Below are 13971 nucleotides of genomic sequence, written 5' to 3' on the forward strand. Positions count from 1 at the left end.
CCCCCCCCTCCCCCCCCCCCCCCCCCCCCCCCCCCCCCCCCCCCCCCCCCCCCCGCCCCCCCCCCCCCCCCCCCCCCCCCGCCGCGCCCCCGCCCCCCCCCCCCCCCCCCCCCCCCCCCCCCGCTGCTTCGACCGCCTCGTGGTCGACCTCGCCGGCCGCGGCGACGGGTGGTTCGTGCGCTACGTCGACCAGGTGGCGTTCGACGGCTCGGGGTCCCCCGTGCCGGTGCGCGGCGGGGCGCGCCTGGAGGTGGTCGTCGTGGAACCGGTGACGCCCACCGACGCGTGGTTCCTGCCGAGCGGGGAACTGGCGGACGTGCGCGGGTTCCGCACGTTCCGCCAGCTCGCGTGGGCGGGTTCCTTCGAGGGGCACACCACGTTCGGCCTGGGGGTGCGCGCGCGGCTGCCGTTCCGGGTGTTCCTGCTGGACGGGCCGGGGTCGGGCTCGCGCGTGGTGGTGGACGTCGCCCACCGGTGGTGACGCGCCGGTGGTGACGCACCGCCGGGCCGGGCCGGTCGCGCCCGGCCCGGCGGGGCGCGCTCAGCCGGGCGCGGCGGGGACCTGCCGCAGCGCGCGGAACGCCGGTGCCAGCGCGTCGGCCAGCGAGGCGAACACCGGCCGCAGCCGGGCGTGGACGGCGGCGTCGGCGGCGCGGGGTTCGACGACCTCGCCGATGCGCACCTCCCGGCGCGAGGCCTCCAGCAGGTCCAGGTGGCCCAGCGCGTGGTGGCCCACGAGCGCGGCGCCGAAGCTGGAACCCTCCTGCCCGCCGGCGGCGAACGACAGCGGCCGCCCCAGGACGTCGGCGAGCAGCTGGCGCCACACGGCGCTGCGGGCGAAACCCCCGGTGGCGCGGACCTCGTCGATGGCCGGGCCGGCCGCCTCGACGGAGTCGGCCACGAGCGCGAGCTGCTGGCACACCCCCTCCAGGGCGGCGCGCACGACGTGGGCGCGGCCGTGGCGGCGCTGCAGGCCGACGACCGCTCCGGAGGTCAGGGCGCTCCACTGCGGGGCGCGCTCGCTGAGCAGGTGCGGCAGCACCAGCAGCCCCTCCGCACCGGCGGGCACCCGGGCGGCCATCTCCAGCAGCGCCTCCTCGGGCAGGTCGCCGAGCTCCGCGGCCTGCTCGGAGACGTCGGGCAGCAGCTCCTCGGCCAGCCAGCGCAGCACGACGCCGCCGTTGGTGGTGGCGCCGCCGACGACCCACAGGTCGTCGGTGAGGGAGTAGCAGAACGTGCGCCCGGCGGCGTCCACGCGCGGGGTGCGCGCGGCCACGCGCAGCGCGCCGGAGGTGCCGATGGACAGCGCCGCGGTGCCGGGCACCACGGCGCCCACGCCGAGGTTGGCCAGCGGGCCGTCGGCGCCGCCGGCGACGACGGGGGTGCGCGCGGGCAGGTCCAGCTCGCGGGCGGCCGCGGCCGTCAGGGTGCCCACGACGGCGGTGGCGGCGGCCACGGGCGGCAGCTGCAGCGGGCTGAGCCCGGCGGTGCGCAGCGCGTCGCCGGACCAGTCGCCGGTGGCCAGCTCCAGCAGCCCGGTGGCCGAGGCGGTGGAGCGGTCGGTGACCCAGGTGCCCGTCCAGCGGTGCACCAGCAGGTCCTTGACCTGCACCCAGCGGCGGGCGGCGGCGAAGAGCGCCGGCTGGTGCCGGCGCAGGTGCACGAGCTTGACCAGGGGCGACATCGGGTGCACCGGGGTGCCCGTGGCGCGGTGCAGGGCGCGCCCGTGCTCGGTGGGGCGCAGCTCCTCGGCCTCCTCCGTGGCGCGGGTGTCGGCCCAGGTGATCACCTGGGTGAGCAGCCGGCCGTCCCCGTCGACGCCGACGAGGGAGTGCATGGCGGAGCTGAAGGAGAGGGCGGCGACGGTGCAGCCGGCCGCGCGGGCGCGGGCGGCGGCGTCGCGGGCGGCGCGCACGGCGGCCGCGAGCACCTCGGCGGCGTCCAGCTCGACGTGGCCGGGGGCCGGCTCGCGCAGCGCGTAGCCGGCGCCGGCGGCGGCGCGCTCGCGCCCGGCGGCGTCGAAGGCGACGACCTTCGTGGAGGTGGTGCCCAGGTCGACGCCGAGCACGACGGGGGTGCCGGTGGCGCTCACGGGCACATAGGTATCACCATTGACGCGGTGCGGACAATGGCCCCGTGAGCCGCGCGAGCACCGACCGCCCCGCGAGCGCCGACCGCCCCGCGAGCGCCGACCGCCCCGCGAGCGCCGACCGGCCCGCGAGCCGGCGGGCGCACCGGTGAGCGCACCGGCGGGCCCGGGCGCGCCGACCCTGCACACCGGCGTGCTGGACGCGCTCGGCGGCGAGATCGCCTCCGGTGCGCTGCCGGCCGGGCGCGTGCTGCGCCTGGAGGCCCTCGCGCAGCGCTTCGGCGTCTCGCGCACCGTGGTGCGCGAGGCGGTGCGGGTGCTGGAGTCCCTCGGCCTGGTGGAGACCCGCCGCCGGGTGGGCGTGACCGTGCTGCCGCGCCCGAGCTGGAACGTGCTCGACCCGCGCGTGGTGCGCTGGCGCCTGGGCGGGGCCGGGCGCGCCGAGCAGTGGCGCTCGCTGACGGTGCTGCGCGCCGGCGTCGAGCCGGTGGCCGCCGCCGAGGCCGCCCGCCGCGCGCGCCCCGAGCAGGCCCGGCGCCTGCTGGAGCTGGCCGAGCGCATGGAGGAGGCCGGCGCCGCCGGCGACCTGGCCGCCTTCGGCGAGGCCGACGTCGCCTTCCACGCCCTGCTGCTGCGCGCCGGGGGCAACGAGATGCTCACCGCCCTGGCCGGCATGGTCGCCGAGGTGCTGCGCGGGCGCACCGAGCACCTGCTCATGCCCGAGCACCCCGCCCCGCAGGCGCGCGCCCTGCACGCGCGGGCGGCGCGCGCCGTCGCCGACGGCGACCCGGTGGCCGCCGAGGAGGCCGTGCGCGCCATCGTCGCCGAGGTGCAGGTGGCGATCGAGCGCACCACCGGCGGCGGCTGAGCCCCGCGGGGCGTGGCGGGCGGCAGGATGGGCGCGGTGGACCTCGACGGCGCGCTGCACCGCGCCGGGGCGCGCGCCGGCGAGCCCCTGGCGCTGGTCGTGCTGCCCGGCGCCGGGGTGGGGCTGGCCGCGGCGGGCGGGCCGCTGCCGCTGGCGGGTGAGCCGGTGGCGCTGGTGCGCCGGCTGGAGGCGCTGCTGCACCCGCGCTGGACGTGGTGGTCGGCGGCCGGCACGGCCGCCCCGCTGGTGGCCGCCGGGGTGCACCTGGCCCGCTGCCACGACGTGGCCGCGGTGCACCGGCTGCTGGTGGGCGGCGCGCGCGACGACCCGGGCGCGGCGTGGGCGGCCGCGCACGAGCTGCCCGTCCCGCCGGCGCCGGCCACGCACCGCGAGGCCGCCCACGGCACCGGGCTGCTGGACCTCGACGGCGCGCTCAGCGGGGACGCCGGCCCGGTGGGCGCGGACGGGCAGCTGGCCGCCGGGTGGGTGGACGGGCGCGCGCTGGGCCCGGACGTCGAGCCGGGCGAGCGGCTGCGGCGCGCGGCGCGCTGGGCGGTGCTGGCGCTGCACACCGCCGCCGGCCAGCAGCGCGCGCTGCTGGCGCGCGCCGACCCGCGCCCGCGGCCGGTGCCGCCGCCGCTGGCGGTGCAGACGGCGTGGAGCGAGTCGGCGGCCGCGCTGCTGGCGGTGGAGCTGGAGCGCACCGGGCTGCCGCTGGACCGGGCGGCGGCCGAAGCCGTCGTGGCCGCCGAGGTCGGCCCGCGCCCCGACGGGCCGGCCGCCGAGGAGGCCGCCCGGGCCGCGCGCGACGCCCCGGTGCGCGCCCTGCTGGGCCCGGTGGACCTGCGCAACCCCGCGCAGGTGCTCGCCGCGCTGCGCGAGCTGGGCTTCGACGTGCCAGACACGCGCGGCTGGCGCCTGGAGCGGCTGCGCGGGGCGCACCCGGCGGTGGACGCGCTGCTGCGCTGGCGGCGCGCGGAGCGGGTGGCCACCACGTACGGCTACGCCTGGCTGGACCGCCACGTCGGTCCCGACGGGCGGCTGCGGGGGGCGTGGTCGGCCTCCGACGGCGGGGGCGGGCGCATGACGGCGCAGGCCGGGCTGCACAACCTGCCCGCCGAGCTGCGCCCGGCGGTGGCCGCCGAACCCGGGCACGTGCTGGTGCGCGCGGACCTCGGGCAGGTCGAGCCGCGGGTGCTGGCGGTGCTCTCCGGCGACGCGGGCCTGGTGGCGGCCACCCGCGAGGACGACCTGTACGCGCCCGTGGCCGCCGCGCTGGGCGCCGACCGCGCCACCGCGAAGGTCGCCGTCCTGGCGGCGATGTACGGGCAGACCTCCGGCGCGGCCGGGGACGCGCTGCGGCGCATGGAGCGCGCCTACCCGGCGGCGCTGGCGCTGCTGCGCGGGGCGGAGGCGGCCGGGCGCGAGGGGCGGGACGTGGCCACGTGGGGCGGGCGGCCGGTGCGGGTGGGCTCGCAGGAGCTGCCCGAGGAGGCGCTGGCGGTGCGCGGGCGCTTCGCGCGCAACGCGGTGGTGCAGGGCACCGCGGCGGAGCTGTTCAAGGCGTGGGCGGTCACGGTGCGCGCGGGCCTGGCCGGCGGCGCCGGCGGGGAGCGGGGCCGGGTGGTGCTGTGCCTGCACGACGAGCTGCTGCTGCACGTGCCGCAGGCCGACGCCGACGCGGCGGCGCAGCTGCTGCGCTCGGCGCTGGAGGCGGCGGTGCGGCGCTGGGCGGCCGGGTGCGGCGTGCGCTTCGTCGCCGACGTCGCGGTGGTGCACCGCTGGTCCGAGGCGAAGTAGGGCCGAGCGGGGCGCGGCGGGGCGGAGCAGGGTGGGGCGCGGCGGCCCCGGCGCGCGCCCCGCGGCCTCAGCCGAGGACCTCCGGCTCGTCGGGCACGTCCGGCGGCAGGCGCCGCGGGCCCGCCTCGGGCGGGCGCGGGCGGTCCTGCGGGTGCAGGCGCACCGCCACCAGGGCCACGTCGTCCTCCGGCTGGGCGGGCAGCATGCGCGCCAGCAGCCCGTCGCACAGCGCGTCCAGGTCGGGCTCGCCGGCGGCCAGCTCGCGCAGGGTGGCGCGCAGCAGGTCCAGACCCTCGTCCAGGGACTGCCCGCGCCGCTCCACCAGGCCGTCGGTGTACAGCAGCACGGTGCTGCCCGGCTCCAGCTCCACGACGGACTCGGTGCGCTCGGTCTCCGGCAGCACGCCCAGCAGCAGGTCGGCGCCCCCGCCGTCCAGGGTGAGGACCTCGCCGGCGGCGGTGAGCACCATCGGCGGCGGGTGCCCGGCGTTGGACCAGCGCAGCAGGCGGGTGCCGTGGGCGCGCTGCTCGGTGCGCTGCTCGGCGGGCTGCTCCAGGCGGGCCACGACGGCGGTGGCGGTGGTGTCCACCTGCAGGGTGCGCACCACCCGGTCCACCGTGCGCAGCACCTCGGCGGGACCCGCACCGCCCACCGCGGCGGTGCCGCGCACCAGGGTGCGCACCTGGCTCATCGCGGCGGCCGCCTGGGTGTCGTGGCCGACGACGTCGCCGATGACGAGCACGGTGGCGCCGTCCTGCTGCAGGAAGGCGTCGTACCAGTCGCCGCCGACCTGCGCGGCCTGCGCGGCCGGGTCGTAGCGGGCGGTGATCTGGGTGTGGTCCGGCTCGGGCAGCGGGGTCAGCAGCGAGCGCTGCAGCGCCTCGGCCAGGTCGCGCTGCTGGCGGTACAGGCGGGCGTTGTCGAGCACCACGCCGGCGCGGGCACCGACGTGCTGCAGGGTCACCAGGTCGTCCACACCGACCTCGCCGCGCTCGGCGGAGTTCGCCAGCGACAGCACGCCCACCGCGCCCTCGCGGCCGGTCAGCGGCAGCACCACCGCCGACGCCGGCGCCAGCTCGTGCAGCAGGTCGCGGGCGCGCCCGGGCGGCAGCGTGGCCGCGACGGCCTCCTCGGCGCCGCTGGGCAGGGACTGCGGCTCGCCGGTGCGCACCGCGCGCACCACGGGCGAGTCGTCGCCGAGCAGGTCCGTGCGGGTGCTCGCGTACTCCTCCACCACGGGGCGCAGCGCCGGGTCGCGGTGCCAGGAGGCGGCGTGGCGCAGCCCGTGCCGCCCGCCGGCGCGGTGGCCGTCCTCGACGAGGGCGACCGCGGCCCAGTCGGCCAGGGTGGGCACCACCAGCCGCGCCAGGCGGCGCGCGGCCTCGTCGTTGTCCAGGGTGCCGCTGAGCTCGGCGGTGATGCGCGCCAGCAGCGCGGTGCGCCGGGCGGCGCGCTCGGACTGCTCCTGCGCGCGGCGCCGGTCGCTGACGTCGAGGAAGGAGACGGCCAGGCCCTCGCCGGTGCGCCAGGCGCGCACCTCGAACCACGCGTCCAGCGGCGCGGGGTAGTGCGCGTCGAAGCCGACGGCCTCCCCGTGCTCCATCGCGCGGCGGTAGGCGGTCTCGAACTCCGAGCCCAGCGCGGCGGGGAAGAGGTCCCACACCACGCCGCCGAGCAGCTCGTGGCGCGCGCGCCCCAGCACCCGCTCGGCCTCGGCGTTGACGTAGGTGAAGCGCCAGGCGGTGTCCAGGGAGAAGAACGCCGTCGTCATCGACTCCAGCAGGTGCCTGATCCGCGCGTCGGCCTCGCGGTGGGCGGTGACGTCCCAGGCGGCGCCGAGCATGCGCACGGCCGTGCCGTGCTCGTCGCCCAGCGCCCGCCCGCGCGCGCCCAGCCAGCGCACCTCGCCGCCGGGCAGCACCACGCGGTACTCGGCGGCGAAGCGCCCGCACGAGGCGATGGCCGCCTCCAGGTCGGCGCCGACGCGCTCGAGGTCCTCCGGGTGCAGGCGCGCGTTGAACGCGTCGATGGTCTGGTCGAAGCCGGCCACGTCGTAGCCGAAGAGCTCGATGAGGTGCTCGTCCCAGCTCAGCGTGCCCTCGACGAGGTCCCAGTCGAAGGTGCCCACGCCGGCGGCCTCGGTGGCCAGCTCCAGCAGCTCGCGGCGCGCGTCGGTGTCCGCCACGCGCACCGCGTCGGCGGGCACCTCCACGGGGCTCGGGACGGGCGCCAGGCCGCCGCCGCGCCCACCCCCGCCGCTGCCCCCGTCGAGGCCCACCACTCGTTCCGACACCCGGCCTCCTCACCGCTCGGAGGTCGCCGCGACCGCCGGGGGACCAGTGTCCACGAGCCGGAGCCGCCGCGCGCACCCCGCGCGGCGGGGCGCGGGCTCAGTTCAGGGCGCGGGTGCCCTCGGGGATGCCCCCGCCGGCGAGGATCGCGCGCGCGGCGTCCTGCAGCGCGGTCAGCGCCACCCGCTGCGTCAGCGGGCCGTAGCTGACGCGGGCCACGCCCAGCTCGGCCAGGCGCGCCTGGTCCGGGACGCCGGGGAAGCCGATGACGCTGAGCCTGCCGCGGCCCAGGGCGGCGACGAGCTGCTGCACGTCGTCGTCGGTCAGCGGACCGGGGACGAACACGCTCGTCGCGCCGACGCCCAGGTAGGCGCGGCCGCGCTCGACGGCGTCGGCGAGCACCTGCTCGCGCGGGCGGTCGCCGCCGCGCACGAACGCGTCGGTGCGCGCGTTCAGGACGAAGGGCACGCCCTCGGCGTCGCCGGCGGCGAGGACGTCCTCCACGACGCGCACCGACTCCGCCAGCGGGCGCAGCTGGTCCTCGACGTTGGCGCCCACCACGCCCGCGCCGATCGCCCGGCGCACCGTCTCGCGCGCGTCGCCGAAGCCGCCGTCGAGGTCGGCGGTGACGGGCAGGTCGCCGGCGGCGACGACGATGCGCTCGACCATGCGCAGGGCCAGGTCCAGCGGGACCTGCTCGCCGTCGGCGTAGCCGAACGTCGAGGCGATGGAGTGCCCGGCCGTGGCCAGCGCCCGGGTGCTCGGCTCGGCGGCCACGACGGCGGCGCTGACGGCGTCCCAGACGTTGACCAGGACGAGCAGCTCGGGGTCGGTGTGCAGGCGGCGCAGCTCGGCGGCCTTCTGTGCGAGGTCCACGGGACGACCCTGCCACACGACCCCGCCACACGACCCCGCCGCACGACCCCGCCACGGCGGGTGCCGCGCCGCCCCCGGGCGCCGGTCAGGGCCGCGGGTCGGTGCGCTCCCACCGCCGCCCGTCGCGCCGGCGGCGCGGGGTGGTGGCGGCCAGGCACCGCGGGCACACCTCGCGCACGGCGTCGGCGCTGCCGCCGGTGAGCGGGTCGACGTCGGCGAAGTCCACGTGCGGGAAGCGCGAGAGGCCCGCGCGGTGCAGCGGCACCCCGCAGGCGGTCTGGTTCTGCCCGGGCTCCCAGGCGTGCACCTCACCCGCGGGCAGCCTGCTGCCCTCCCCCGGGTCGTACGTCCCGCTCGCCGCGACCTTCACCGGGCACCTCCCGCCCTCCCCCGCACCGCCACGTGTGAACGGCGTGCCACGGGGAAGGGAGCAGGAGCAGGCACGACCGTTCCCAGCAGGAGGTACCCGTGAGCACCAGCGACAACCGCTACGTCACCCAGGGCGTGCACGACCTCGCCTCGGCCCTGTGGTTCGGCGGCACCGTGATGGGCATCGCCGGCGTCAACAAGTCCGGCAGCGACCTGACCTCCGGCTCCGACCGCATCCGGGTGGCCGCCTCGGCGTGGCAGCGCTTCCAGCCGGTGCAGTGGGGCGGCATCGCCACGATCCTGTACACCGGCTCGAAGCTGACCGCCGCCAGCGGCGACCGCATCGCCCTGCAGAAGGGCTACGGCAGCGTGGGCCTGCTGAAGATCGGCTTCGTCGTCGGCGGCGCGGTGGCCACGGCGTACGCCTCGTTCGCCGGCAAGAAGATCGCCGAGGCGGCGCAGGCGGCCGAGCAGCGCGGGGAGCCGGTGTCCGTCAAGGACGCCACCATCCCCACCCCCACCACCCCCGCGGACCTCGCGGCGTGGCAGAGGAAGCAGCGCGTCGCGCAGTTCGTCCAGCCGCTGCTGGCCGGCGGGAACATCTTCTGCAACGCGTACCTGGTGCAGTCCTACCGCGCCGGGCAGACGGCCAAGGGCGTCCTGGCGCGCCTGAACCCCCTGACCTGAGGCGCCCGCGGGGCGGGGCGGGTCACTGGCCGCCGAAGGACGTGACCCGCTCCGCCTCCTTGTCCCCGAACGACCACGGCTGACCGGTCGCCTCCAGCACCGACCACCACAGGTCCCCGTGCGGGTCGACCTGGTTGCGCGCGGAGACGGCCAGCCGGATGGGGATGTGCACGAACCGGCGGCGCCAGCGGCCCACCACCATGTTGGTGCGACCGGCCATCGCCGCGTGCGCGGCCGCGTGCGCCAGGCGGATGCAGTACACGCTGTCGTACGGGTTCGCCGGCACCGAGCGGATGACGTAGCTGGGGTCGATGTAGCGCAGGTTCAGCTCCAGGCCGTTGGCCGCGAAGTCCTCCGTGATGGCCTGGCGCAGCAGCCGGCCCACGTCCTGCAGCTTCTTGTTGCCCGAGGCGTCGCGCTGGTCGTCGTCGTCGAACAGCTCCTGCCCGGCGCCCTCGGCGGCCACGACCAGCGCGTGGCCCTGGGTGGCGACCTTCTGCCGCAGCAGCTCCAGGAACCCGCCCGGCCCGCCCAGGACGAACGGCACCTCGGGGATGAGCACGAAGTCCGCGTCGTTCTGCGCCAGCGCCGCGTAGCAGGCGATGAAGCCCGAGTGCCGGCCCATGAGCTTGACGACGCTGACCCCGTTGGGGGCGGTGCGCGCCTCCACCTTCGCCGAGCGGATCGAGCGGGTGGCCTCGCTGAAGGCGCTCTGGAACCCGAAGCTCTGGTCGATGAACGGGATGTCGTTGTCGATGGTCTTGGGGATGCCCACCACGGCGATCTTCAGGCCGCGCTCGGCGACCTCCGCGCAGATGCGCTGCGCGCCGCGCATCGTGCCGTCGCCGCCGATGACGAAGAGCACCGAGATGCCCATGCGCTCCAGGCAGTCGACGACCTCCACGGGGTCCTGCTGGCCGCGCGAGCTGCCGAGGATGGTGCCGCCCTCGGCGTCGATGCCCTCCACCGCCTCGCGCGTCAGGTCCACCACGTCGTGCCCGTAGCTGGGCACGAACCCCTGGTAGCCGTTCTTGAAGCCGTAGATGCGCCGCACGCCGTAGTGGTTGGTCAGCTCCGAGACCAGGCCGCGGATGACGTTGTTGATGCCCGGGCACAGCCCGCCGCAGGTGACGATGCCCACGCGCGTCTTGGCGGGGTCGAAGAAGATCTTCTTGCGCGGGCCGGTGGGCTCCAGGCTGGGCAGGTCGGCCAGGCCCTCGAGGTCGTCCTGCGCCTCCAGGCGGCGGTTCACGCGCGAGAGGGTGTCGTCGAAGAGCACCCGGTCGGTCTCGTCGATGTAGTGGTGGGTGGTGCGCCGCGCCTGCAGCCGGATGGCCAGGGGGGAGTCCACGGTGCAGGGGCCCAGGGTGTCGACCGAGAAGTCGGGCTCGACGGCGTTGTCCATGGGGGTCGCAGGTCCTTCCGGGCTGAGGGGTCCTCGCGGTCCAGCGCGCCCATCATCGCGGGGCGGCGACGGCAGTGGTGCGCCGGGGTGCTGCCGGGTGCGGACGCGCGCGGGCGCCCGGCACGTCGTGATCACCGAGCGCGGGCGCCCGGCGCGCCCTAGCGTCGGGGGCATGACCACCGACCTGTACACGGCCGTCGTCACCTCATCCCCGGGCTCGGCCCGCTCCGACGACGGCGCGCTGGCCGTGGACGTCAGCGAGCCGACGAGCCTGGACGGCACCGGGGAGGGCACCAACCCCGAGCAGCTCATGGCCGCGGCCCTCGGCAGCTGCCTGCTGGAGTCGCTGCGCATCGCCACCTCGACCACCGGCGGCAGCCTTCAGGGCGCGCAGGTGCTCACGCACGTGACGCTGGCCAAGGGCGACCCCGGCTACACCGCCCGCTACGCGCTGCGCGTGACCCTGCCGGACGCGGGCACCGACGCCTCCGCGGTGCTGGAGCAGGCGCTGTCGATCTGCCCGTTCACCAAGACCCTGGACGCCTCGGCGCTGGACGTGCAGCTGGCCTGAGCGGGCCCGCCGAGCCGCCCGCCGGACCGCCCGCCGCGCTCGCGAGGCGGGCGGTCCGGCGTCGGCGGTCCGGCGTCGCCCGGGCTCAGCGCTCCTCGGTGGGGGTGGGCGCCGGCCGCGCGTCGTGCTCGGCCAGGCGGGCGAGCATGGCGTTGTACTCGGCCAGGTCGCGCCCGCCGTCGCGGTCGGCGGCGCGGTCGCGGCGGCGGTTCTCGCGGGTGTCCGAGCGCGACCAGCCCACCGCCACCCCCAGCACCAGCAGCAGGGTGGGCACCTCGCCGATGCCCCAGGCGATGTCGCCGCCGGTGCGCTGGTCGGCGAGCAGGTCGGCGCCCGGCGCCACCTGGGTGAACCAGTCGCCGGCCAGCAGCTGCGTGCTCTGCATGAGCGCCACGCCGAAGAAGGCGTGGAAGCCCATGGTCGCCAGCAGCAGGATCAGCCGCAGCGGGTGCGCGGGGCGGTGCGGGCCGGGGTCGACGCCGACGAGCACCGAGGAGAACAGGTACCCGGTGCCCAGGAAGTGCAGCATCATCAGCTCGTGCCCGACGTGGGTGCGCAGCGCCAGCTCGAACAGCGGCGAGTAGTAGAAGACGACCAGCGAGCCGGCGAAGAGGGCGGCGGCCACCAGGGGGTGCCCCAGCAGCGCCAGGTAGCGCGAGTGCACCACCGCCAGCAGCCACTCGCGCGCGCCGCGCGAGCCGTCGCGGCGCGGCGCCAGCACCCGCAGCGCGAGCGTCACCGGGGCGCCGAGCACGAGCAGCGGCGGCACGGCCATCGTCAGCAGCATGTGCTGGAGCATGTGGGCGCTGAAGGACAGCCGCCCGTACGCGGCCGGCCCGCCGCTGGTGACGAACAGCAGCGCCAGGCAGCCGGCCACCCACCAGGCGGTGCGCCCGGCGCTCCAGCGGTCGCCGCGCCGGCGCAGGCGGCGCACGCCGAGGAGGTAGCCGGCCAGCGCGCCGCCGGCGACCAGCAGCCACAGCAGGTCCGGGGAGGCCTCGGTGAACCAGCGCGCCGCGGTCAGCGGCGGCGGGGCGCTCTCGCCGAGCAGCTCGTCGACGCTGCCGACGCCGGGCACGTCCTCGGCCACCGGGGTGGGCGTGCGGCTGAGGGCCACGCCCAGGCCGGTGGCGGCGGCCATGAGGACGAGCTCGCCGGCGGCCACGCGCCCGAAGGAGCGCGGGGAGGTGCGCAGCAGCGGCAGGGTGCGGCGGCGGTGCCAGGCGCCCAGGGCGCCCAGCAGCACGAGCGCGGCGGTCTTGGCCACCACCAGGGCGCCGTAGCCGCTGGCCAGCGCCGACCAGCCGCCCAGGCGCACCGAGGCGTTCAGGACGCCGGAGAGGGCCACGGCGGCGAAGCACCACAGCGCCAGCGTGGAGTAGCGCCCGGCCAGGACGCCCAGGTCCACCGCCCGCTCCCCCTCGCGCGCGCGCCGCCCGGTCAGCGGCGCCACGAGCAGCACGGCCGCCAGGCCGCCGACCCACAGCGTCACGCCCACCAGGTGCAGGGCCAGGGAGTTGACGGCGGTCTGGTGCGAGGCGGAGCCGGCGGCGTGCCCGGACAGCGACAGCGGCAGCAGGGCCAGCACCGACAGCACCGCCGCCCACGCCGCGCCCACCGGGGTGGTGGCCGCGGCACCGACGGTGGCGGCGGCGGCGGCCAGCAGGGTGGTCACCAGCAGCGCGCGCCCGAGGTCGAGCTCCTGGGCGAACTGGGCGAACTGGGCGCCGAAGCCGGGGGCGCCGGGGGCGGCGCCGATGACGTCCACGGCGGTGAGCACGAGCACCAGCAGCGCCGAGAGGGTCCAGGCGCCGGCCGCGGCGGCGCCGGCGCGCACGGCGCGCGACCAGGCGGGCGAGGGGTGCGGCAGCAGCAGCGCGGCGACGGCCGCACCGCCGACGGCCACGGCGGCGGACAGGTCGTGCACGGTGCGCGCCAGCGGCAGCCCGTAGCGCACGAGGGGGCCGGGGTCGCCCAGCACGGGCGGCGCCAGCCCGCCGGCGGCGGCGAGGGCGACCAGCAGCGCCGCGCAGGCGGCGGCGAGGGCGGCGGCGGCCGTGGCGGCGGCCGCGGCGCTCGAGCGGGGGCCGCCCGCGCTCGCCGTCGCGCCGCCCGCCCGGGACGGCCGGGGGTTCTCGGGGCGGGTTCGTCCGCGGGTCTCGGCCACCGCTCAAGGGTAGGTCGCGCCCCGGACGCCCCCGCGGTCGCGGGTGGGCGCCGGCGAGCGGGCGGGGCGGGCGGGGGCTTCAGGCGCTGGCGCGCACGGCGCGCACGGGCGCGCGGTGGGTGGCCACGTCGAACCAGACGGTCTTGCCGGTGGGGCGCACCTCCACGCCGTGCGCGTCGGCCAGCGCCTCGACCAGGGCCATGCCGCGCCCGTCCAGGGCGTCGGGGTCGGCCTCGCGGCGCACCGGCACGCGGCTGTTCTCGTCCCCCACGCCCACGCGCACGCGCGAGCCGTGCCGGCCCAGGCGCAGCACCACGTCGCTGCGGCCGTGGATGACGGCGTTGGTGACGACCTCGGCGGTCAGCAGCAGGAGGGTGTCGACCACGTCGCCCACGAGGCCCTGGTGGATGCACCAGTCGGCCACCAGGTGGCGGGCGGCCCGCGAGGAGGCGGGTTCAGGGGCGAGCGTGGTCTCGCAGGACCAGTCCACGAACGACACCGAGTAGTTCTCCTGACACAGAGGGTCACTGAGCACCGTAGCGGAGCGTCGTCCGGACGGCTCGGCGCAGCGCGCGGCGCCCGTTCGCGGCGAGCGCAGCACGCGCCGCGCGGTCCCCTCGGCCATGATGCGCTCCCCCCGCGCCGTGGTGGTACCTTGGACGAACTGGTTGCATGCAGCAGTCAACGATCCTTCGCCGACCGCGGTCCCGGGTGTACTTCGCAGCGCGGGGGGGGGGGGGGGGGGGGGGGGGGGGGGGGCCGCCGCGCCCCCCCCCCCCCCCCCCCCGCCCGGCGCCCCCCCCCCCACCCCCCCCCCCCCCCCCCCCCCCCCCCCCCCCCCCCCCCCC

General features: G+C 78.3%; 11 protein-coding genes and 1 pseudogene. 5 read left to right on the forward strand and 7 right to left on the reverse strand.

From position 1 onward, the window contains the following. Positions 1–124: 124 nt before the first annotated feature. Positions 125–481: pseudogene (locus ACRYMN_RS19665) on the forward strand (AMIN-like domain-containing (lipo)protein); the annotation flags it as partial. A gap of 60 nt (positions 482–541) precedes the next feature. On the opposite strand, the gene ACRYMN_RS19670 reads toward ACRYMN_RS19665, so the two are convergent. Next, positions 542–2092, reverse strand: coding sequence for a gluconokinase (locus tag ACRYMN_RS19670; protein WP_432498855.1), 1551 nt, complete (start codon positions 2090–2092; stop codon positions 542–544). Positions 2093–2237: 145 nt separating this feature from the next. On the opposite strand from ACRYMN_RS19670, the gene ACRYMN_RS19675 reads away from it, so the two are divergent. Both ACRYMN_RS19675 and ACRYMN_RS19680 read left to right on the forward strand, forming a co-directional pair. Continuing rightward, on the forward strand, positions 2238–2957 hold the full coding sequence (locus ACRYMN_RS19675; RefSeq protein WP_432498857.1) for a FadR/GntR family transcriptional regulator: 720 nt from the start codon (positions 2238–2240) through the stop codon (positions 2955–2957). Between the two features lie 27 nt (positions 2958–2984). Next, the gene (locus tag ACRYMN_RS19680) at positions 2985–4757 is read left to right on the forward strand and encodes a DNA polymerase (protein ID WP_432498878.1); all 1773 of its coding nucleotides are present in this window, start codon (positions 2985–2987) and stop codon (positions 4755–4757) included. 67 nt (positions 4758–4824) lie between these two features. Here ACRYMN_RS19680 and ACRYMN_RS19685 read toward each other — a convergent pair whose 3' ends face one another. The 3 genes from ACRYMN_RS19685 to ACRYMN_RS19695 all read right to left on the reverse strand — a co-directional run bounded on the left by ACRYMN_RS19685 (position 4825) and on the right by ACRYMN_RS19695 (position 8294). Continuing rightward, on the reverse strand, positions 4825–7050 hold the full coding sequence (locus ACRYMN_RS19685; RefSeq protein ID WP_432498859.1) for a SpoIIE family protein phosphatase: 2226 nt from the start codon (positions 7048–7050) through the stop codon (positions 4825–4827). Between the two features lie 97 nt (positions 7051–7147). Next, the gene (locus tag ACRYMN_RS19690; protein ID WP_432498861.1) at positions 7148–7924 is read right to left on the reverse strand and encodes an isocitrate lyase/PEP mutase family protein; all 777 of its coding nucleotides are present in this window, start codon (positions 7922–7924) and stop codon (positions 7148–7150) included. A gap of 85 nt (positions 7925–8009) precedes the next feature. Next, positions 8010–8294, reverse strand: coding sequence for a hypothetical protein (locus tag ACRYMN_RS19695; protein ID WP_432498863.1), 285 nt, complete (start codon positions 8292–8294; stop codon positions 8010–8012). Between the two features lie 98 nt (positions 8295–8392). On the opposite strand from ACRYMN_RS19695, the gene ACRYMN_RS19700 reads away from it, so the two are divergent. Then, positions 8393–8980 (forward strand): hypothetical protein, encoded by a 588-nt coding sequence (locus ACRYMN_RS19700; RefSeq protein WP_432498865.1) that lies wholly within the window; start codon positions 8393–8395, stop codon positions 8978–8980. Positions 8981–9002: 22 nt separating this feature from the next. Here the strand turns inward: ACRYMN_RS19700 and ACRYMN_RS19705 are convergent, their stop codons facing one another. Further along, the gene (locus ACRYMN_RS19705) at positions 9003–10385 is read right to left on the reverse strand and encodes an ATP-dependent 6-phosphofructokinase (protein ID WP_432498867.1); all 1383 of its coding nucleotides are present in this window, start codon (positions 10383–10385) and stop codon (positions 9003–9005) included. A 172-nt stretch (positions 10386–10557) separates the two neighbouring features. Here ACRYMN_RS19705 and ACRYMN_RS19710 point away from each other — a divergent pair, with 172 nt between their 5' ends. Continuing rightward, positions 10558–10956: an OsmC family protein gene (locus tag ACRYMN_RS19710; protein ID WP_432498869.1), complete on the forward strand. Its 399-nt coding sequence runs from the start codon at positions 10558–10560 to the stop codon at positions 10954–10956. Positions 10957–11041: 85 nt separating this feature from the next. Here ACRYMN_RS19710 and ACRYMN_RS19715 read toward each other — a convergent pair whose 3' ends face one another. Then, a complete protein-coding gene (locus ACRYMN_RS19715) occupies positions 11042–13123 on the reverse strand; it encodes a bifunctional copper resistance protein CopD/cytochrome c oxidase assembly protein (RefSeq protein WP_432498872.1) in 2082 nt (693 codons plus the stop codon). A gap of 79 nt (positions 13124–13202) precedes the next feature. Beyond that, positions 13203–13658 carry an ATP-binding protein gene (locus ACRYMN_RS19720; RefSeq protein WP_432498875.1) on the reverse strand — a complete coding sequence of 152 codons (456 nt, stop codon included), beginning with the start codon at positions 13656–13658 and terminating at the stop codon, positions 13203–13205. Between the last annotated feature and the right edge of the window lie 313 nt (positions 13659–13971).

The sequence above is a fragment of the Kineococcus gypseus genome (assembly GCF_050871305.1).
GTDB lineage: Bacteria > Actinomycetota > Actinomycetes > Actinomycetales > Kineococcaceae > Kineococcus > Kineococcus gypseus.

What these genes read in the sequence shown, in the direction of transcription:
- ACRYMN_RS19680 (WP_432498878.1), top strand. Translation starts at nt 2,985, where the DNA reads ATGGGCGCGGTGGACCTCGACGGCGCGCTGCACCGCGCCGGGGCGCGC.
- ACRYMN_RS19705 (WP_432498867.1), bottom strand. Translation starts at nt 10,385, where the DNA reads ATGGACAACGCCGTCGAGCCCGACTTCTCGGTCGACACCCTGGGCCCC.
- ACRYMN_RS19710 (WP_432498869.1), top strand. Translation starts at nt 10,558, where the DNA reads ATGACCACCGACCTGTACACGGCCGTCGTCACCTCATCCCCGGGCTCG.